This window comes from Glycomyces sp. NPDC049804 (genome assembly GCF_040674615.1).
Classification (GTDB): Bacteria; Actinomycetota; Actinomycetes; order Mycobacteriales; family Micromonosporaceae; genus Glycomyces; species Glycomyces niveus.
In genome coordinates this window covers 197,598-217,213 of the sequence record NZ_JBFAMQ010000003.1, presented here as the reverse complement: position 1 = coordinate 217,213, position 19,616 = coordinate 197,598, and the positions used below count along the sequence as shown (strand labels likewise).

Here is a 19,616-nt window from a genome sequence, read left to right as displayed (position 1 = left end):
CGAGCGGGCGAACGGAACAGGTAACAGGAATGGGATCACCGCACATGACCGCCGCCGGCGCACCGACGCTGCCCCGGGCCGACGCCGGGTCCGCCACGATGCTGCTCGACCGGCCCGTGGACCTCGGCGAGGCCTTCGACGGCCCGGACGCTCCGGTCGTTGAGAGGATTGTCGACATAGCGACCCCGCCTCGTATCTCCGCCTTCGCGAACGCGACAATGGTTGCCGCCGGGCACGAACCAGATGACCCGGAAGATTCCCTTGTCCCACCTACCTGCGCTGGAGCGGATGTGCGAACGGAGGCGGAGTTCACCGACCTCTACGAGAAGCATTTCTCGGAGCTCGCGGCCCAGGTATGCGCCTACCTCGGCGACGCCACCGAAGCCCAGGACCTCGTCCAGGAGGCATTCCTGCGGGCGTGGCAGCGCTGGGACAAGGTCGGCGGCTACGAAGAGCCCGTCGCGTGGGTCCGCCGCGTCGCCTGGAACCTCGCCACCAGCCGGCACCGCCGCAACCAGGTCGCCCGCAAGTTCCTCCAGAAGTCCTCCGCGCCCGAACTGGCGCCCGCGGCGAGCCCTGACCACGTCGCGCTCGTGGCCGCGCTGAAGCAGGTCCCGGCCAAGCGGCGCCAGGCGCTGGTCATGCACTACATGGCGGACATGACGGTGGCCGCGATCGCCGCCGCGACCGGCGCGAAGGAAGGCACCGTCAAGTCCTGGCTGCACCGCGGCCGCAAGGAGCTGGCCGCGCTGCTCACCGACCCGGCCGCCGAGACCCCCGCCAAAGCCGCGAAGGCCCCCGAGGCCGACCCGGACACCATGCCGATCCGCATCAAGCGCGCCCTGCCCGGGCCCCGTTCCGCGAACCGCCGAGCTTCCGTGAAGGAGGACCGCTCATGACCGTCGACCCTGAGGACGACAAGGTCGCAGCGGCGTTCGCGAGCCTGAAGGCGGACTCCGCCGCGCAGTTCCCGCCGCCGCCCGTCAACGAGCTGCTCGGCCGCGCCCCGGCCGCGCTGCGCCGCCGCCGGCTCATGTCGCTGGCCGCGGTCCTCGGCGCGTGCACCGCGGTGACCGCGGGCGGTTTCGCCGTGGCCCAGACGATCGGGCCGAACGCGTTCGGCCCCGCGCCTTCGGGCACCGGGGACACGACGTCCGAGGTCGCCACCGCCGACGAGACCCCGAGCTACAGCATCGGCGACCCGGCCAGCCCGCACTCGTCCGGCGACGAGGAGCCGGCCGAGACCCCCGCGATCCCCGCCGAGACGACCCTGGTCATCACCGACCCCGGCGAGTACGGCGACGCGTGCCCCGAGGGCTCGCTGGGCCTTGACGCCGAGAACTGGACCTTCACCGACGAGACGCCTTGGGCGATCGCGTTCGACCCCGAAGCGGGCGTCGGGCCGGTGCTCGGCGACGTCGACGGGGACGGCGCCGACGATGTCGCGGCCGTGCTCGAGTGCCGCCCCGAGGGCGGAGCGTCGTTCACCGCTGGCGTGGCCGCGTTCTCGTGGAACGAGGACGGCGACTCGCTCGAGCAGCTGGGCTGGGTGTGGGAGCCGAAGACGCTCACCTCCACGGCCGCGGTCGTCTCGATCCAGGACGGCGTGATCGCCGTCGACGCGGTGAACCCGGGCCACCCGGAGTCCACCGGCGTGTTCGAGTACACGTGGGACGCCGACGCCGAGGTCTTCTCGCCCGTCGAGGACGAGGCGACGTCGGAGCCGACGCCGACCGAGAGCGCGTCGAGCCTGGACCCGGCCGAGACGCCGACCGCCGGCGAGAGCGCCGAGTCGACGGCCTCCAGCGGGTCCTGATTGGAGCCCCGCGGGGGCCGCGGCAGGGGTCGGATCCACGACTCCGGCGTGTCGTAGCGAGCCTCACGCGTCCACGATCCGGGACGGCGCGCCGCCCCGGAAACACGCGTGAGACAGCCGAAACGAGAGGTCCAGGTCACTGGGGACCGGCTTTCGTCTCACCATGTGAGTCAGATCGCGGAAAGTGGTGTCGCCTACATCGCGGTGGCGTCGCAGGGTTGGCACCGCGAGGTGACGCCCGCGTAGCATCGCAAGTAGCAGACACGGCGGAGCCCCCCGCTCCCCCGAGACCGAACGCCGCAGTCCTTGCGTGCCCCCGAACCCGCATGAGGAGAACTAGGTGAACACCGTCCGGCAGCTCGACCGGGTCGTCATCCGCTTCGCAGGGGACTCCGGCGACGGGATGCAGCTCACGGGTGACCGCTTCACGGCGGAGACCGCAAAACTCGGCAACGACCTGTCGACCCTCCCGAACTACCCCGCCGAGATCCGGGCCCCCGCCGGGACCCTGCCCGGCGTGTCGAGCTTCCAGATCCACTTCGCGGACACCGACATCCTCACCCCGGGCGACCAGCCCGAGGTGCTCATCGCGATGAACCCGGCGGCGCTCAAGGCGAACCTGCGCGACCTCAAGGCCGGGGGCACCATCGTCGTCAACACCGACGAGTTCACCAAGCGCAACCTCACCAAGGTCGGCTACGACGCGAACCCGCTCGAGGACGGCTCGCTCGAGGACTACCAGGTGCACGCCGTGGCCCTCGCGACCCTCACCATCGAGGCGCTGAAGGACTTCGACGTCTCGAAGAAGGACGCCGAGCGCTCGAAGAACATGTTCGCGCTCGGCCTCGTCTCGTGGATGTACTCGCGCCCGACCGAGGCGACCGAGGAGTTCCTGCGCGGCAAGTTCAAGTCCAAGCCCGCCATCGCCGAGGCGAACATCGCCGCGCTCAAGGCCGGGTGGAACTACGGCGACACCACCGAGGCGTTCGCCGTCCGGTTCGAGATCCCGCCGGCGAAGCTCAACGCCGGCACCTACCGCAACATCACCGGCAACCAGGCCCTGGCCTGGGGCATCACCGCCGCCGGTGTGGCGAGCGGCCTCCCGGTGTTCCTGGGCGCGTACCCGATCACCCCGGCCAGCGACATCCTGCACGAGCTGTCGAAGCACAAGCGCTTCGGCGTGACCACGGTGCAGGCCGAGGACGAGATCGCCGCCGTCGGCGCGGCCCTCGGCGCCTCGTGGGGCGGGGCGCTCGGCGTCACCACCTCCTCGGGCCCGGGCATCGCGCTCAAGTCGGAGACCATCTCGCTCGCCGTCTCGCTGGAGCTGCCGCTCCTCGTCGTCGACGTGCAGCGCGCCGGGCCCTCCACGGGCCTGCCGACCAAGACCGAGCAGGCCGACCTCGTGATGGCCATGTTCGGCCGCCACGGCGAGGCCCCGATCGCGGTCCTCGCGCCGCAGTCCCCTTCGGACTGCTTCGACATCATGCTCGAGGCCGCGCGCATCGCGCTCGCCTACCGAACCCCGGTCATGGTCCTCTCGGACGGGTACATCGCCAACGGCGCCGAGCCGTGGCGCCTGCCCGAGACCGCCGCACTGCCCGACATCTCCGTGGAGTTCGCGACCGAGCCGAACGGCGTCGACGCGGCCGGCGAGCCGGTGTTCCTGCCGTACCTGCGCGACTTCGACACCCTGGCCCGCCCGTGGGCGGTCCCCGGCACGCCCGGCCTCCAGCACCGCATCGGCGGCATCGAGAAGGCCGACAAGACCGGCGACATCTCCTACGACCCCGAGAACCACGACCACATGGTGCGCACCCGCGCGGCGAAGATCGCCCGCGTCGACGTGCCCGACCTCGAAGTGGACGACCCGGCGGGCGACGCCGAGGTACTCGTCCTCGGCTGGGGCTCGACGTGGGGTCCGATCGGCGCCGCGGTGCGCGGCCTGCGCGACAAGGGCGTGCCGATCGCCCGCGCGCACCTGCGCTACCTCAACCCGATGCCGAAGAACACCGCGGAGATCCTGGCGCGCTACGACCGCGTCGTGGTGCCCGAGATGAACCTGGGCCAGCTCACGATGCTGCTGCGCAACCACTTCCCCGGGACGAACGTCGTCGGCTACAACAAGGTGCGCGGCCTGCCGTTCACCTCCAACGAACTGCAGGACGCCATCGAGGAGGTCATCAAGAATGGCTGACGTCAAGCTGGACGCCCCCAAGCTGAAGGCCAAGGACTTCAAGTCGAGCCAGGAGGTGCGCTGGTGCCCCGGCTGCGGCGACTACGCCATCCTCGCCGCGGTGCAGTCCTTCCTGCCCGAGCTGGGCCTCGAGCGCGAGAAGATCGCGTTCATCTCCGGCATCGGCTGCTCCTCGCGGTTCCCGTACTACCTCAACACGTACGGCCTGCACTCGATCCACGGCCGCGCCCCGGCCATCGCCACGGGCCTGGCGGTCTCCCGCCCGGACCTGTCGGTGTGGGTCGTCACCGGCGACGGCGACGCGCTGTCGATCGGCGGCAACCACCTCATCCACGCGCTGCGCCGCAACGTGAACCTGAAGATCCTGCTGTTCAACAACCGGATCTACGGCCTCACCAAGGGCCAGTACTCCCCCACCTCCGGGCCGGGCACGCTCACCAAGTCCAGCCCCATGGGCTCGGTCGACGCGCCGTTCAACCCGCTGTCGCTGGCGCTGGGCTCCGAGGCCACGTTCGTGGCCCGCACCCTCGACTCCGACCGCGCCCACCTGCACGAGGTGCTGCGGGCCGCGGCCGAGCACGAGGGCTCGGCGTTCGTCGAGATCTACCAGAACTGCCCGATCTTCAACGACGGCGCGTTCGAGGTCCTCAAGAACCCCGACACCCGCGACGAGTCGATCATCCGCCTGCAGGACGGCGAGCCGATCGCGTTCGGCGACAAGGTCGTCGTGCAGTCGGGCTACGGCCTGCAGGTCAAGGACGCTTCGGAGGTGGACGCGGCCGACGTGGTCGTGCACAAGTCCGACGTCGACGACCCGGCGTACGCGTTCGCGCTCTCGCGCCTCTCGGGCATCGCGCTCGACCACACCCCGATCGGCGTGTTCCGCAACGTCAAGCGGCCCACGTACGACGCGGGCGTGCGCACCCAGGTCGACGAGGCCGCCGCGGGCGTCGACCGCAAGGAGGCCCTGGACCGGCTCCTGCACTCGGGCGACACCTGGACCGTGCTGTAAGACCATAGGGAAGCGGGCCGGACCCTTCGGGGTCCGGCCCGTTCTCGCTGTCCCGCTTACCCTTCGAGGACTTCCTGGGCCGTGGTCAGAATGCCGCGGACCTCCTCCTGCCAGGCGTAGACCCCGGTCTCGATCGACACGTAGTAGTCCTCGCGGGAGTCGCCCCAGGCCTGCTCGGCGGCCTCGCGGTAACCGGTCTGGTCGCCGCATTCGACGAGATCGACGGCGAACGCGATCTCGAACTCCTTCTTGCCCTCGAAGTCGGTGGGCGCGTCGGCGGGCAGCTCCGGGTGGTCGTGCACATCGGACGAGCCTTCATAGAGCTCGTAGAGGTAGTCGCTGAACGGCAGCGTGCCCTCCTCGTCGAACTCCCAGCCGGGGCGGCCGCGGTCGGCGAGGCACTGCACCAGCTCGCCCTGGACGCCGCTCATCGCCTCGTCGTAAGCGCGGTTGGCCTCCTCGATGGCGGCGGCGTCGTCCATGGGGTTCACCGGCCGCCACTCCCAGGTCGACTCGCGGTACTCCTGGCCCTCGGGCGTCTGGACCTGGCGCAGGCCCCCCTCGTAGAGCGCGTCGATCATCTCGCGCCGGCACCCGCCCGGTTCGGGCTCCACATAGGCGAAGCCGTCGCCGAGGTCGATCTCGCCGTCGTCCCCGCCGCCGGTGTCGGCGGCCTCGGCGCCGACCAGGAAGCCCCACTCCTGCGCCGCGGTCGGCTCGCCGAAGTAGCCGACGTACCAGGCGTACCGGTCCTCAGGGGACAGCGCGTCGAACGCGCCGTTGTCGGGCATGTCCGCGCCCCCTGCGCCCTCGATCGCGCTGATGTCATCCAGCTGGAAGCCCTTGAACTCGGCGTACTCCTCGGCCTCGGGGGTGCCGAGGCCCCCGTCGGTCCTCGACCAGACGCCGAAGCCGTACTGCTCGGCCTCCTCGAGCGGCGGGATCCAGTTCCCCCAGTCCTCGGCGCGGAACACCTCGTCCTGCTCCACCGGCTCGGCGACGTCGAACCAGAACTGGTCGTGGACGGTGAGGCCGCCCTCCTCCAAGCAGGCCTGGATGATCCGGTTCTCCGCGACCTCCAGCTCGTACAGGAGCCGGTTGCTCTCGTTGACCATGTCGACCAGGCGCGGCGCCTCGAAATCCGGGCTCGCGCCATCGGCCGCGTCGCCCTTCCCGTCCTCGGTGCAGGCGGCCAGCGCCGCCAGGGCCAGCAGCGCGGCGGCCGCCCGGGTCTTGCGTAGCATCGATCCGCGTTCCTCTCAGGTGACGTCGAAACGGCTTCGACGGTCTGAGTACGCGTCCCTTCCCCGGGCGGGTTGCCCGCGTTAGAGCAGCGGTTCGAGTTCGATCGCGGCGTCGCGCAGGCGCTGCGTCAGCAGCGGCCAGGACGTGCGGATCTCCTCGAGCGGCAGGGCGACGGCGAAGACGATCCGCTCGCCGGGCACGTCCCCTTCGCGCACGACGACGCCGGCGCAGCCGACGCCTTCGCGGAACTGGCCCATCTCGGCGTAGACGCCGGACTCGCCGTAGACCGCGAGGTCGTACTCGAGCGCGTCGGGCTCGACGAGGGTGCGGCGGGTGAACGGGCGCATCCCGGCGGACTTGAGGAAGCTGGCGCGGTCGTGCGGCTGCAGGGTGGCGAGGAGGGCCTTGCCCAGGGCGGTGGCGTGGGCGCCGTCGTCGAAGCCGACGATGAGGTCTTCGACGTGCGGGCTGCGGTGGCCCTCGATGACGTCGGTGACGGCGGGGCGGCCTTCCACGAAGCGCGCGATGAAGGTCGAGTAGCCGGTCTCGTTCGACATGCGGCGCATGAACTCGCCGCAGGTGCTCGGCCCGGCGATGGCGCGGGTGAGCTCGGAGTAGCGGTCGGAGACCTCGAGGCCGAGGGTGTACCGGCCGTTCTCGTCGCGGCGCAGGTAGTGCTCGTAGACGAGCGTGCGCAGGAGGTTGTAGGCGGTGGCCCGGTTGAGGCCGCACTCGAAGGCGATGCGCGGGGCGGTGACGCCTTCGGTGTGGCGGCCGACGAGCTCCATGATGCGCAGTGCCCTCTGGACGCTCTGGATCATCTTGGTGGGCTCGGCCTGCGGGCTCGGGAACGCGCTGGCCGCCGAGGCGGCGCCCTTGGCGGGCTTGCGGTCCGGCGGCGCGGGCCGGTTCCTGCCCGCCCGGGTCCGGGGCGCGCCCTTGAAGTTCGGGACGCCGCCTTGCGGTTCGTCCCCTGGTCGCCGCTGCTCCACCATGCCGCCGCTCCAATTTGCACCAGTTGATCCGACGATCGGCGCCGGGTGCGGCGCCGGTCGGACCGGCCGTGATCTAACTATATAAACAACAGCCGGTTGCGTCACGGTCGCATACAAGGCAGTATTCATGTGTCAGCACCGTTCGCGGTCCGGCACACGCCGGTCGCGGACAACCCGCGGCGGCGGCGTCGAGTCCCCACCAAACTTCCTCGTCGCCGTCGCGGAACATACGAATAACCGAAACGCGGCGGCTCCCTCCCACCAGGGCCGCCGCGTTTCGTCTCCCCTGCGGGGGAAGCGATGCGGCGTTCCGGGGGCACCGCAGGTGCCGCGCGGGCCGGAGGTCCGCAGGCCGCTGCCGTCAGGAAACGCTGTCTGACAAGTGCTGTCGCTCAGGTGCAACACTCGCACACGCTGCGTGCCCGAGTCAAGACTCGATACCCGGAAGGGGGAGCGCAGGGCGGCGCCGCTCCCGCCAAGTGAACGCCGCCTGGGCTATCAGATAAGCGGAGTACGGTTGCCGTCGTGTCCACCTCCGCACCGCCCCGTCCGAGCACGTCCACCACCATCGCCGCCGCCATGACCGTCCAGGTCGCCGCCGTCCTCCCGGTGTTCCTGTTCGGAGGACTCGCCGTGCAGATCACCGGCGAACTCGGCATGGGCGTCAGCGCGATCGGGTGGATCTCCGGGATCTACTTCGCCGTCACCGCGGCCACGACGGTGCCCTCCGGGCGGCTCGTCGACCGGTTCGGCGCGCTCGTCACCGCCCGCACCGCGATCGGCATGTCCGCCGCCGGGCTCCTCGGCGTCGCGGCCTTCGCGCACGACCCGGTGATGCTCACCGTGTTCATGGTGCTGTGCGCGCCCGCGAACGGGCTCGGGCAGCTCGCCTCCAACACGGTCCTCAGCGAATGGGCGCCCGCCGGGCGGCGCGGCCTCTGCTTCGGCGCCAAGCAGGCCTCGGTCCCGCTGTGCACCATGCTCGGCGGGCTCAGCGTCCCCGTCGTCGCGCTCACCCTCGGCTGGCGGTGGGCGTTCGTCATCGGCGCCGCCCTGGTGCTGCTGGCGCTGGTCCCGCTCGCCGGGCTCGGGCGGCCCGCCGTGCGCCCCAGGAACCGGGGCGCGCGCTCGTTCGACGCGCGGCTGCTGCTGTTCGCGGTCGCGACGTTCCTCGGCGCGCTCGCGGCGACCCCGATCGGCTCGTTCGCGACCACGTTCACCGTCGACATCGGCGGCTCCGAGAGCTACGCGGGGCTGGTGCTCATGATCGGCGGGATCGCCGGGGTCGTCGGCCGCACCGGGTTCGGGGCGCTCGCGGACGTCCGCAAGGGCGGCGAGTTCACCGTCATCGCGCTCATGCTCGCGGCCGGGGCCGCGGGCGTCGCCACGTACCTGCTCGAGCTGCCGTGGCTGCTGCCGGTCGGCACCGCCGCCGCGTACGGGCTCGGCTGGGCCTGGCCGGGGCTGATGAACCACGCCGTCGTCCAGCGGTACGCGGACGCGCCGGCGCTGGCGACCTCGGTGACCCAGACGGGGATCTTCCTCGGCGGCGCGATCGGCCCGATCGGGTTCGGCCTCGTCGTCGACCACGCCGGGTGGGGCGTCGGGTGGACGGCCGCGGTCGCGGCGATGGCGGCGTCCGCCCTGTTCATCGTGGCGGGCAGCACGGTCGGCAGGCGGTCCGCGCATTGACGTTCCTCGTTGCGGCGCGCGCGACTCCCGGTTCCCGTGCCGAGCGGTGCCGGGGTATCACACGATAAGGTGAGGCTGTGGTGACCACCCGACGTGCACAGACCGCGCTGACCTTCTCCGACGAGGCCTTCGCCGAAGAGATCCGAGCCTCGCTCGATCTCGTCGAAGAGCGACTGCTGAAAGCGGTCGACACCGACCAGCCGCTGCTGCGCCAGTCCGGGTCCCACCTCATCAACGCCGGCGGGAAGCGGTTCCGGCCGATGCTCACGCTCGCGTGCGCGCACTTCGGCGACCCGGCCCGGCCGGGCATCCTCGACGCCGCCGTCGCGCTCGAGCTCACCCACCTCGCGACGCTGTACCACGACGACGTCATGGACGAGGCGCTCGTGCGCCGCGGCGCCCCGAGCGCGAACGCCCGCTGGGACAACTCGGTCGCGATCCTCACCGGCGACTACCTGTTCAGCCAGGCCGCGCAGATGATGGCCGACCTCGGCATCGAGGCGGTGCGGCTGCAGGCGGCCACGTTCGCGCGGCTCGTGCGCGGGCAGATCAACGAGACCATGCCGCAGCCCGAGGACATCGACCCGGTCGAATGGCACCTCGAGATCCTCTCGGAGAAGACCGGCTCGCTCATCGCCACGTGCGCGAAGTTCGGCGCGTGGTTCGCGGGCGCCTCCGAGGAGACGATCGCGACCGCCGAGGAGTTCGGCGAGGTCATCGGCGTGGCGTTCCAGATCGCCGACGACATCATCGACATCGCCTCGGACTCCTCGGGGAAGACCCCCGGCACGGACCTCCTCGAAGGGGTGCCGACGCTGCCGGTCATCTACGCCCTCAGAGGCGACGACCCGGCCGACGCGCGCCTGCGCGAACTCGTCGCCGGCCCCGTCCCCGAAGCGGACCTGGCCGAGGCGCTCGAGCTGCTGCGCTCCTCGAAGGCCCTCGAGCAGGCCAAGGCCACGCTGCTGCAGTACCAGGAGCGCGCCCGGGCGCTCGCCCAGGCGCTCCCGGCGGGCCCGGCCCAGAAGGCCCTGGTCGACATCTGCGACTACATGATCGAACGCGACGCCTGACCGGTTTCCAAGCGGCGCGGTAACCGCCACATCTGTGTTGTGGATCGCACCGGGTCCCTGGCGGTGGTCGGCGTTCGCTATCGTTCAGAGGTCGCTTTCCCAGGAAGCGGCGCCCCCTGGCGCGGCGAGGCTTGCGAGCCGTGCCTCCAGACACTCGGCGTCGACCGACGCGTCCGCCGGACACATTTACGGCTAGCAAGCTGCGCCGAGGGTGCGATCCTCCGGCCAGCGCTCCGCTGCCGAGAAGGGAGCGCAGTGCGACCCCGACACCACGGGCCCTCTGCCAAGCCGAAGACCGTCCTCGCCGCGCAAGGCGTCATCTGGCTCCAGTTCACGGCGATCGTCGTCCTCTACTCGATCGGCGTGCGCTTCCTGTTCGACGCGACGCGGTCCTCCTCCAGCCACGACTCGATGCTCGACGTCATCGGCTCGATCGACCTCGAGCGGCTGGCCACGATCCTCCTCAGCGTCGCCGTCACGGTCTCGATGCCGTTCATCGCCACCCGCCTCGGCCGCCGCCGCGCGCACGCGGTCAAGGCCGCCTGGTGGGCCCTCGCGATCGTCCCGGCCGCCATGTACCTGTGGATCCTCGGCCGCGCCTACTTCGCGACCTTCCCCGACGAGGCGCCGTTCTTCGTCAGCGCCGCCGCCCTCCTCGTCGTCTGCGGCTCCTTCCCCGCCGCGACCCTCCTCCTGCTGCGCTCCAAGGCCTCCAAGGCCTGGTTCGCCGCCGAAGAGCTCTTCGAGGAGATCGACCGCGAACTCGCCGAGACCGGCGAACTCGAGACCGCCAAGGCGCGGTAGGCGCCGCCGCGACTTCGCGTTCACCGGCGCCGCGCGCACCCGACCTGCGGTTCCACATGCGATGTTCCGGTTAGCACTACCAAGAAGGCTCGGGTCTGCAGCACTGCCCTGGGCGGGAATGCGCTCTAGTGTCGGTGCACATGACCTCCGCTGAGCCGCGTACCGCTCCCCCGCCCCCGCCCCGCACCGATCCGAGGCGCCGCCCGCTCACCGTCCGCGCCGCCGCGTGGAGCGCCGCCAACCCCTGGAAGGCGATACTCGCCTGGACGCTCTTCGTCGCCGCGTGCTTCGCCGCCGGAACCGCGGCCGGCACCCAGCAGGCCGCGTTCTCCGACTTCTGGATCGGGGAAGCGGGCCGGGCCGAGACGATCGCCTTGGAGCACGGCCTCGCCGCGCCGCCGGTCGAGCAGATCCTCATCACCGCGCCGAACGGCGCCCTCGACGCGTCCGAGGCCGCGGCCGCCGCCGCCGACGTGCGCTCGCGCATGAGCGCCCTGGACGAGGTCGCCGGCGTCGCCGAACCGGTCACGGCCGACAGCGGCGACGCCGTCATGGTCGCGGTGACCATGTCCGTGCCCGCCCACGAGGCCGCCGACCACCTGGACCCGCTGCACGAGGCGACCGCGGCGGTGCAGGAGGCCCACCCCGGGCTCGCCATCGCGCAGACCGGCGGCAAGTCCATCGCCAAGGAGCTCGATGCGCAGCTGGGCGCCGAAATCGGCCAGGTGGAGCGGTTCACGCTGCCCGTCACCCTGGCGATCCTGTTCCTGGTGTTCGGCTCCCTGCTCCTGGCCGGCGTGCCGCTGGCGCTCGCGATCACCTCGATCGTCGCCGCACTGGGCGTGTACGCCCTCGGCTCGCACTTCTTCCCCGACGCGGGCGGCGCGGTCACCAGCGTGCTGGCCATGATCGGCATGGCCGTCGGAGTCGACTACTCGCTGTTCTACCTCAAGCGGGTCAGGGAGGAGCGGGTGCGGACCGGCGGGACCCTCAGTCTCGCCGACGCCGTCGGCGCGGCCGCCGCGACCGCCGGGCGCACCATCGTGACCTCGGGCGTCGCGGTGATCGTTTCGATGGCCGGCCTGTACCTGGTCGGCGACGTCATCTTCTCCTCCATCGCCACCGCCTGCATCATCGTCGTCGCCATCGCCGTGTTCAGCTCCGTGACCGTGCTGCCCGCGCTCTTGGTCAAGACCGGCCGCCGCATCGACGGCGGCAGGCTCCTGCGGCGCCAGGCGGCACCGGGCACCGGCCGGGTGTGGTCGAGGGTGCTGCGGCCCTCCCTGCGCCATCCCGTGGCGACCGCCGTCATCGGCCTCATCGTCATCACCGGGCTCGCCGCCCCGGCGCTCGCCATGAAGACGAGCGTCGAAGGCAAGGAGACGTTCCCCAAGTCGCTGGCGACCATCGCGGCCTACGACGAACTGGTCGCCGAGTTCCCGGCGGCCGGGCTCGCCCACTCGGTCGTCGCGGCGGTCGACACCGCCGACGCCGCCGCGCTCGCCGACGCCGTCGCCGAGCTGGAAGCGGCGACGCACGGCGACCCGCTCTTCGCCGATACCGGACGGCCCCGGATCACGGCCTCGCCGGACGGCGACGCGGTCCGGCTCGATCTCCCGATCCCCTACCCCGCCAGCGACCCTCGCGCGGCCGAGTCCCTGGAGCTGCTGCGCGGGGACCTGGTCCCGGCGACCATCGGCCGGATCGACGGCGCCGAATACGCCGTCTCCGGCGAAACCGCCTACGCCGAGGACTACGCCCGGCACCAGGCCTCGCGGCTGCTCCTCGTCGTCGGCTTCGTGCTCTCGGCGACCGTGGTCGTCACGCTCATCGCGTTCCGGTCGCTGCTCTTCGCGCTGCTGAGCATGGTCCTCAACCTGCTGTCGAGCCTCGCCGCATGGGGCGCGCTGGTCCTGGTGTTCCAGGGCTCCTGGGCCGAGGGCCTTCTCGGCTTCGACTCGCCGGGGTTCATCGGCTCGCGCACGCCGCTCCTGGTGTTCACAGTCCTCTTCGGACTGTCGCTCGACTACCAGTTGTTCGTCATGAGCCGCATCAGGGAGGCCGCGAAACGCGGCCTCGCCCCCACCGCGGCGATCCGGCAGGGCATCCTCTCGTCGGCGAGCGTGGTCACCAGCGCGGCGGTGATCATGATGTCGGTCTTCGTGGCCTTCGTCTTCATCGACCGCATCGAGATGAAGCAGCTCGGATTCGCGCTGGCCCTGGGGGTCCTGCTGGACGCGGTGGTCGTGCGGGTCGTGCTCCTGCCCGCGCTGATGACGCTGACCGCGCGCTCGGGCCGGTGGCCCGCGAACTGGCGACCGGAGGCCCGCGCCGCCGTGCGCTGAGAGCGCCGACAAAGCGGCCGCGGCGAGCCAGGGCTCGCCGCGGCCGCTCCGGCGTCCGTCAGGTGTTGAGGAAGGTGCTGGCCTGGTCGACGAGGTCGAGGAGGAAGCCGGGGACGACGCCGAGGAGGATCGTGGCCGCGACGCCGGCGGCGACGACTGTGCCGGCCATCGGGCTCGGCAGGTTGACCGTGGGGGCGTCGGGCGCGGGCTCGTTGAGCCAGAGCAGGACGACGACCCGCAGGTACGGGAAGGCGAGGATCGCCGAGGAGACGACGCCGACGATCACCAGGCCGACCTCGTCGGCCTGCAGCGCGGCCGCGAAGAGGTTGAACTTGGCGCTGAAGCCGCTCGTGAACGGGAGCCCCGCGAGGGCGAGCATCAGGATCGTGAACACGACGGCCGTGCCCGGCGAGTGCTTGCCGAGACCCGCCCAGCGGGCCAGGTGGGTCGCCTCCTCGTCGCCGTCGCGCACGAGCGAGACGACCGCGAAGGCGGCGATCACGGTGAAGCCGTAGGCGGCCAGGTAGAACATGGTCTGGCCGACCGCGTCGCCGAGCGCGATGACGCCGATGAGCAGGTACCCGGCGTTCGCGATCGAGCTGTAGGCCAGGAGCCGCTTGATGTTCCGCTGCGTGACGGCGAAGATCGCGCCGCCCAGCATCGTCGCCACGGCGATGACCGTCAGGATCAGGTGCCAGTCCCACGCCGAGGACGACAGGCCGACGTTGAAGACGCGCAGGAGCCCGCCGAAGGCCGCGACCTTCACGCATGCCGCCATGAGCGCGGTGACCGGCGTCGGCGCGCCCGTGTAGACGTCCGGCGTCCACATGTGGAACGGGACCGCCGCGGCCTTGAAGAGCAGCGCCACCGCGATCATCCCGACGCCGATGTAGAGGAACAGGCGCGGCTGGCCCGACTCGACGCCCGCCCGGTTGATCCCGGCGAGGTCCACGGTCCCGGCGAAGCCGAAGAGCATCGCCATGCCGTACACGTAGAACGCCGAGGCGAACGCGCCCAGGAGGAAGTACTTGAGCGCGGCCTCCTGGCTGATGAGGCGCCGGCGCTTCGCGAGCCCGCACAGCAGGTACAGCGGGAGGCTGAGCATCTCGAGGGCGACGAACATGGTGAGCAGGTCGCCCGCCGTCACGAACATCATCATGCCGCCGACCGCGAAGAGCGTCAGCGGGAAGATCTCGGTCGCGCCGTCCTCGCGCCGCTGCGCCTTGTCGGCCGCTGAGTCGGCGACCACGGCCGCCTCGGCCACGAAGTCGCCGCCCTTCGTCGTGCGCCGCTCCGCGAGGAGCAGGACCGCGACGAGGGCGAGCACCGCGAGCGTGCCCTGCAGGAACAGGCCCGGCCCGTCGAGGACCACCGAGCCGATGCCGGCGCCCTCGATCTCGAACGCGGCGCTGTGCTTGCCCGCGTTCAGGATCACCGCCGCGAACGCGGCGGCCAGCGTCAGGACCGCGAGAGCGACCTGCACGACCAGCCTGCGGGCCTTGGGGACCGCGGCCTCCACGAGGAGCCCGCCGAAGGCCGCGACGAACACGATGATCATGGGCGCGAGACCGGCCCAGTCGATCTGGAGCCCCGCTTGCTGGGCCTCATTCATTGGTGACTCCTTCGGCGGCGGGCAGGTCCTCAGGGGAACCGGAGATGAAGAGGAGCGTGTTGTCGACGGCCGGCTGGGCCGCGTCGATCAGCGGCTGCGGGAAGAACCCGAAGACGAGGATCGCGACCACCAGCGGCGCCACGAGCGCCTTCTCGCGGACGGTGAGGTCGCGCCTCATCGCGGGCATCTCGTCGAGCACCGGGTTGCGGGTGCCCTGCATGGTGCGCTGGTACATCCAGATCACGTACGCCGCGGCGAGGATGATGCCCAGTGTCGCGAGGACCGCGACGGGCTCGTTCCCGCCGAACGTGCCGTTGAACGCGCCCAGCAGCACCAGGAACTCGGAGATGAACGGCGCGGTGCCCGGCAGCGAGAGCGACGCGAGCCCGGCGAACAGGAACACGCCCGCCAGGATCGGCAGCGTCTTGGCGGCCCCGCCGTAGTCGGCGATCTGCGCCGAGCCGCGGCGGATCGTGAGGAAGCCGACGACCATGAACAGCAGGCCCGTGGCGAGGCCGTGGTTGAACATGTAGAGGACCGCGCCGATCGCGGCCTCCTGCGTGAACGCGAAGATCCCGAGGCCGATGAAGCCGAAGTGGGCGATCGACGTGTAGGCGACGAGCCGCTTCAGGTCGGTCTGCCCGATCGCGACGAACGCGGCGTAGAGCACGCCGATGACGCTCATGGCGATGACCCACGGCGCGAACTTCTGGGTCGCGTCCGGGAACAGCGGGATGCAGTAGCGCAGGATCGCGAACGTGCCGATCTTGTCCATGACGCCGACCAGGAGCGCGGCGGCCGCGGCGGGCGCCGCCCCGCCCGCGTCCGGGAGCCAGGTGTGGAACGGGAAGAACGGGGCCTTGATCGCGAACGCGATGAAGAACCCGATGAACAGCCAGTCCTGCAGCGTCCCGGCGGCCATCGGCTCGGCGTCCACGAGGGTCTGCCAGTCGAAGACCCCGCCGTTGTTCACCCACAGGGCGATCACGGCGACGAGCATGAGCAGACCGCCCAAGAGCGAGTACAGGAAGAACTTCACGGCCGCGTACTGCTTCTTCGGGCCGGTGCCGTAGGAGCCGATGAGGAAGTACATCGGCACGAGCATCGCTTCGAAGAAGAAGTAGAACAGCAGCACGTTCGAGGCGAGGAACGTCGCGAGCATCGCCGCTTCGAGCGCGAGGATGAGCGCGAAGAACGCCGGCACCGAGCGCTTCACGGAGTCGAGGTCGCGCCAGGCCGCGAGCATCGCGATCGGCGTCAGGCCCACGGTGAGCAGGACCATGAGCAGCGCGATGCCGTCGACGCCCCACGACAGGTTGAGGTCCCAGGCCCCGACCCACGCGTAGGACTCGGTGAACTGGAGCCACGGCGCGTCCGGCGAGTAGTCGAAGCCGATCGCCACGAGCGCGGCGATCACGGCGACCAGGCCGGAGGCGGCGAGCGCGGTCCAGCGGGCCGCTTCGGCGTGCTCGCGGCGGATCGACGCGACGGCCACGGCCCCGATCAGGGGCACGGCGACCAGCGCGGACAGCAACGGGAGTTCGTTCATCTGATCTCTTTCCTGATTGCCGCCGCCTGCAAGCGGGAGCGGAAACGAATTCCGGAGGAACAAGTCGAACGTCGGAGACGACTGAGCCGTTGCCGCTCGCCCTCCCCTTCTTTCGACTTACTGCTTAGCACGATAAGCTGTGAAACATGAGTGTCGAGGTCAGGCGCCGGGCGTACCGGTTCCGCTGCTACCCGACGCCCGTGCAAGCCGATCAGCTCGCTCGGACGTTCGGATGCTGCCGCCTGGTCTACAACAAGGCACTCGACGCCCGCAACAAGGCCTGGTTTCGACGCAAAGCACGGGTCACATATACCGACACCTCTGCGATGCTCACCAAGTGGAAGCAGCGCAAGGACCTCGCTTTCCTGAACGAGGTCTCCTCGGTGCCACTGCAACAGGCGCTGCGACATCTCCAGCAGAGCTTCACGAACTTCTTCGAGAAGCGCACCGCCTACCCCAGGTTCAAACGCAAGCGAGTGCTGGCCGGCAGCGCCGAGTACACAAGGTCGGCATTCACTTGGCGCGGTGGCGAGCTCAAACTCGCCAAGCAGGACGAGCCACTCAAGATCAAATGGTCGCGGTCCCTTCCACTTAGTGCAGAGCCCTCCACGGTGACCGTTTCCCGCGATAGTGCGGGTCGCTGGTACCTCTCGATCCTGGTCGAAGAAGACATCCCGGCGCTGCCCAAGCGAACCGAAGCCATCGGCATCGACGCTGGGATCACCAGCTTGTTCGCGCTCTCTACCGGAGAGAAGATTGTCAACCCACGTCACGAGCGGCGTGATCGAAATCGTATTCGGCGTCGACAGCAGGACATGTCGCGCAAGCAGAAAGGCTCGGCCAACTACCTCAAAGCTCAAGTTCGTCTGGCGCGCGCTTACGCTCGGGTGACCGATCGACGCACAGATTTCCTGCACAAGCTCTCCACTCGACTGGTTCGCGAAAACCAAACGATCGCCGTCGAGGACTTGAGCGTGCGCGGGATGATGTCGAATCACACCCTTGCGCGAGCCATCGCGGATGCCTCCTGGGCCGAGTTCCGCCGCATCCTCGAGTACAAGGCCGAATGGTACGGCCGGGATCTGCTTGTGGTGGACCGGTTCCTGCCGTCGTCGAAGACGTGTTCGTCGTGCGGCACATTGAAGGACAAGATGCCGCTCAACGCACGCACCTTCACTTGCCCCGATCGAACCTGCGGGCATGCGGAGGACCGTGATGTGAACGCGGCCAAAAACATTCTGGCGGCCGGGCTGGCCGTGGCAGCCTGTGGAGACGGTGTAAGACACAAGCGCTCCTAGCGTGCGTGCGACTGTCGAAGAAGCAGGAAACCCGGTCGGGCAACCGACAGGAATCCCCGCTCCGCGGGGAGGAAGTCAATGGACGACCACCACCATGAGCGCGGCCACCACGATGAGCGCGCCGGACAGAATGGACAGGGCATAGGAGCGGACGAAGCCGGTCTGCAGCACGAGCAGGCGGCGCGAGGTGCCGCCGATCGCCGCAGAGAGGCCGTTGACGGCGCCGTCGACGACGCGGCCGTCCATGGCGACCGAGGCGCTGGCGGCGAGTCGGCTCGGGCGTTCGAAGACGCCGCGGTTGACGGCCTCGCCGCCGAGGTCGGCGCGGGCGAAGCGCACCGGCCAGGCGGCGGCGCGCGGCACTTCGTCGGTGCCGCCTCGGAACAGGAACCAGCCGAGGCCGGCGCCGAGGACCACGACGACGGTGGTGGCGATGGTGACCTGCATGTGGGTCAGGTGGCCGTGGACCTCGTGCGGCTCGCCGAAGACGGGCGCGAGCCATTCGGGCACCGAGGTGGCCATGAGGCCGCCGGCGCCGAGCGAGCCGAGGCCGAGCAGCACCAGCGGCACCGTCATGATCGCCGGGGACTCGTGCGGGTGCACGTCGTCCGTCCAGCGCTCGGGGCCGTGGAAGGTGAGCACGAACAGCCGGGTCATGTAGAAGGCGGTGAGCGCCGCGCCGAGGAGGGCGGCGCCGCCGACGACCCAGCCCTGCCAGCCTTCGCGGGCGAACGCGTCGTGGATGATCGGGTCCTTGGTGAAGAAGCCCGAGAACGGGAACAGGCCGATGATGGCGAGCCAACCGGCGGCGAACGTGGCGTACGTGAGCGGCATCTTCCGCCAGAGGCCGCCGAAGCGGCGGATGTCGGTCTGGTCGTTCATGGCGTGCATGACCGAGCCGGAGCCGAGGAACAGCCCGGCCTTGAAGAAGCCGTGCGCGAGGAGGTGGATGATGCCGAGCGCGAACGCCCCGCCGCCGAGGCCGACGGCGAGGAACATGTAGCCGATCTGCGAGACGGTGGACCAGGCGAGGACGCGCTTGATGTCGTCCTTGGCGCAGCCCACGATCGCTCCGAAGAGGAGGGTGAGGGCGCCGACGACGACCACGGCGGTCTGCACGTCCGGGTTGAGGCTGAAGATCACGTGCGAGCGGGCGATGAGGTACACGCCCGCGGTGACCATGGTGGCGGCGTGGATGAGCGCCGACACCGGGGTCGGGCCCTCCATGGCGTCCGGGAGCCAGGTCTGGAACGGGAACTGGCCGGACTTGCCGCAGGCGGCGGCGAGGAGCAGCAGCCCGATGGCGAGGCTCGTGCCCGTGGACAGGGACTCGGCGCCGTTGAAGACCCCCGCGAAGTCCACGGTGCCCAGCGCGCCGAGCATGGTGAACATGGCCAGAAGGAACCCGACGTCGGCGACGCGGTTGGTCAGGAATGCCTTCTTGCCGGCGGTGGCCGCGGCGGGCTTCATCTGCCAGAAGGCGATGAGGAGGTACGAGGCGAGGCCCACGCCCTCCCAGCCGATGAAGGTCATGAAGTAGTTGCCGCCCAGGACGAGCACGAGCATCGCGGCGGCGAACAGGTTGAAGTAGGCGAAGAACCTCCGGCGGCCCTCGTCGTGCGCCATGTAGCCGACGGCGTAGACGTGGATGAGGAAGCCGACCCCGGTGATGAGAAGGCAGAACACCGCGCTCAACGGGTCGAAGAGCAGGTTCGCCTCGATCTGGAGGCCCTGCACCGAGATGATGGTGAACAGGTCGAGTTCGGCGCTCTTGTTCTCCAGGCCCGCAAGGGAGGTGAACATCGTGACGGCGAGCGCGAAGGCGCCGCCGATGGTGGCGACGCCGAGCCAGTGCCCCCATCTGTCGGCGCGGCGGCCCGCGAGGAGCAGGACCGCGGCGCCGAACGCGGGCAGGGCGATGAGCAGCCACGCCAGCGAGAGGACCCCTTCGGCGGGTGCGTACGAGATGTCGTCCACT

14 protein-coding genes are annotated in these 19,616 nt (G+C 70.4%); 9 read left to right on the top strand and 5 right to left on the bottom strand.

Annotated features, from left to right (window positions below; translation table 11 throughout):
• Nucleotides 1-290: 290 nt before the first annotated feature.
• The 4 genes from AB0K52_RS05695 to AB0K52_RS05680 all read left to right on the top strand — a co-directional run bounded on the left by AB0K52_RS05695 (nt 291) and on the right by AB0K52_RS05680 (nt 5,025).
• The gene (locus AB0K52_RS05695; RefSeq protein WP_363526629.1) at nt 291-899 is read left to right on the top strand and encodes a sigma-70 family RNA polymerase sigma factor; all 609 of its coding nucleotides are present in this window, start codon (nt 291-293) and stop codon (nt 897-899) included.
• Complete coding sequence (locus AB0K52_RS05690) at nt 896-1,816, top strand: hypothetical protein (RefSeq protein WP_363526626.1); 921 nt, start codon at nt 896-898, stop codon at nt 1,814-1,816. Before AB0K52_RS05695 ends, AB0K52_RS05690 begins: the two co-directional genes overlap by 4 nt.
• Nucleotides 1,817-2,156: 340 nt before the next feature.
• Nucleotides 2,157-4,013: a 2-oxoacid:acceptor oxidoreductase subunit alpha gene (locus AB0K52_RS05685; RefSeq protein ID WP_363526623.1), complete on the top strand. Its 1,857-nt coding sequence runs from the start codon at nt 2,157-2,159 to the stop codon at nt 4,011-4,013.
• A complete protein-coding gene (locus AB0K52_RS05680) occupies nt 4,006-5,025 on the top strand; it encodes a 2-oxoacid:ferredoxin oxidoreductase subunit beta (RefSeq protein WP_363526620.1) in 1,020 nt (339 codons plus the stop codon). Before AB0K52_RS05685 ends, AB0K52_RS05680 begins: the two co-directional genes overlap by 8 nt.
• Before the next feature lie 56 nt (nt 5,026-5,081).
• Here AB0K52_RS05680 and AB0K52_RS05675 read toward each other — a convergent pair whose 3' ends face one another.
• Together AB0K52_RS05675 and AB0K52_RS05670 are read right to left on the bottom strand one after the other, a co-directional pair.
• Nucleotides 5,082-6,269 carry a hypothetical protein gene (locus tag AB0K52_RS05675; RefSeq protein WP_363526617.1) on the bottom strand — a complete coding sequence of 396 codons (1,188 nt, stop codon included), beginning with the start codon at nt 6,267-6,269 and terminating at the stop codon, nt 5,082-5,084.
• Between the two features lie 81 nt (nt 6,270-6,350).
• Complete coding sequence (locus tag AB0K52_RS05670; protein ID WP_363527219.1) at nt 6,351-7,091, bottom strand: helix-turn-helix domain-containing protein; 741 nt, start codon at nt 7,089-7,091, stop codon at nt 6,351-6,353.
• A gap of 699 nt (nt 7,092-7,790) precedes the next feature.
• Here AB0K52_RS05670 and AB0K52_RS05665 point away from each other — a divergent pair.
• The 4 genes from AB0K52_RS05665 (at nt 7,791) to AB0K52_RS05650 (ending at nt 13,179) form a co-directional block, all read left to right on the top strand.
• Nucleotides 7,791-8,957, top strand: coding sequence for an MFS transporter (locus AB0K52_RS05665; protein ID WP_363526615.1), 1,167 nt, complete (start codon nt 7,791-7,793; stop codon nt 8,955-8,957).
• 77 nt (nt 8,958-9,034) lie between these two features.
• Nucleotides 9,035-10,030 (top strand): polyprenyl synthetase family protein, encoded by a 996-nt coding sequence (locus tag AB0K52_RS05660; protein ID WP_363526612.1) that lies wholly within the window; start codon nt 9,035-9,037, stop codon nt 10,028-10,030.
• Nucleotides 10,031-10,285: 255 nt separating this feature from the next.
• A complete protein-coding gene (locus tag AB0K52_RS05655) occupies nt 10,286-10,834 on the top strand; it encodes a hypothetical protein (RefSeq protein WP_363526609.1) in 549 nt (182 codons plus the stop codon).
• 140 nt (nt 10,835-10,974) lie between these two features.
• Nucleotides 10,975-13,179, top strand: a complete 2,205-nt coding sequence (locus AB0K52_RS05650) for an MMPL family transporter (protein ID WP_363526606.1) — start codon at nt 10,975-10,977, stop codon at nt 13,177-13,179.
• Between the two features lie 58 nt (nt 13,180-13,237).
• On the opposite strand, the gene nuoN is transcribed toward AB0K52_RS05650, so the two are convergent.
• On the bottom strand, nt 13,238-14,791 hold the full coding sequence (nuoN, locus tag AB0K52_RS05645; RefSeq protein WP_363526603.1) for an NADH-quinone oxidoreductase subunit NuoN: 1,554 nt from the start codon (nt 14,789-14,791) through the stop codon (nt 13,238-13,240).
• The gene (locus tag AB0K52_RS05640) at nt 14,784-16,340 is read right to left on the bottom strand and encodes an NADH-quinone oxidoreductase subunit M (protein WP_363526600.1); all 1,557 of its coding nucleotides are present in this window, start codon (nt 16,338-16,340) and stop codon (nt 14,784-14,786) included. The genes nuoN and AB0K52_RS05640 overlap by 8 nt, the downstream gene beginning before the upstream one ends.
• Before the next feature lie 146 nt (nt 16,341-16,486).
• On the opposite strand from AB0K52_RS05640, the gene AB0K52_RS05635 reads away from it, so the two are divergent.
• Nucleotides 16,487-17,638 (top strand): RNA-guided endonuclease TnpB family protein, encoded by a 1,152-nt coding sequence (locus AB0K52_RS05635; protein ID WP_363526597.1) that lies wholly within the window; start codon nt 16,487-16,489, stop codon nt 17,636-17,638.
• A 75-nt stretch (nt 17,639-17,713) separates the two neighbouring features.
• Here AB0K52_RS05635 and nuoL read toward each other — a convergent pair whose 3' ends face one another.
• The gene (gene nuoL, locus AB0K52_RS05630) at nt 17,714-19,615 is read right to left on the bottom strand and encodes an NADH-quinone oxidoreductase subunit L (RefSeq protein ID WP_363526595.1); all 1,902 of its coding nucleotides are present in this window, start codon (nt 19,613-19,615) and stop codon (nt 17,714-17,716) included.
• Nucleotide 19,616: the final 1 nt, after the last annotated feature.

Coding starts and splice junctions, on each gene's coding strand:
- AB0K52_RS05690 (WP_363526626.1), top strand. CDS start 896: ATGACCGTCGACCCTGAGGACGACAAGGTCGCAGCGGCGTTCGCGAGC.
- AB0K52_RS05680 (WP_363526620.1), top strand. CDS start 4,006: ATGGCTGACGTCAAGCTGGACGCCCCCAAGCTGAAGGCCAAGGACTTC.
- AB0K52_RS05675 (WP_363526617.1), bottom strand. CDS start 6,269: ATGCTACGCAAGACCCGGGCGGCCGCCGCGCTGCTGGCCCTGGCGGCG.
- AB0K52_RS05670 (WP_363527219.1), bottom strand. CDS start 7,091: ATGATCCAGAGCGTCCAGAGGGCACTGCGCATCATGGAGCTCGTCGGC.
- AB0K52_RS05650 (WP_363526606.1), top strand. CDS start 10,975: ATGACCTCCGCTGAGCCGCGTACCGCTCCCCCGCCCCCGCCCCGCACC.
- nuoN (WP_363526603.1), bottom strand. CDS start 14,791: ATGAATGAGGCCCAGCAAGCGGGGCTCCAGATCGACTGGGCCGGTCTC.
- AB0K52_RS05640 (WP_363526600.1), bottom strand. CDS start 16,340: ATGAACGAACTCCCGTTGCTGTCCGCGCTGGTCGCCGTGCCCCTGATC.
- AB0K52_RS05635 (WP_363526597.1), top strand. CDS start 16,487: ATGAGTGTCGAGGTCAGGCGCCGGGCGTACCGGTTCCGCTGCTACCCG.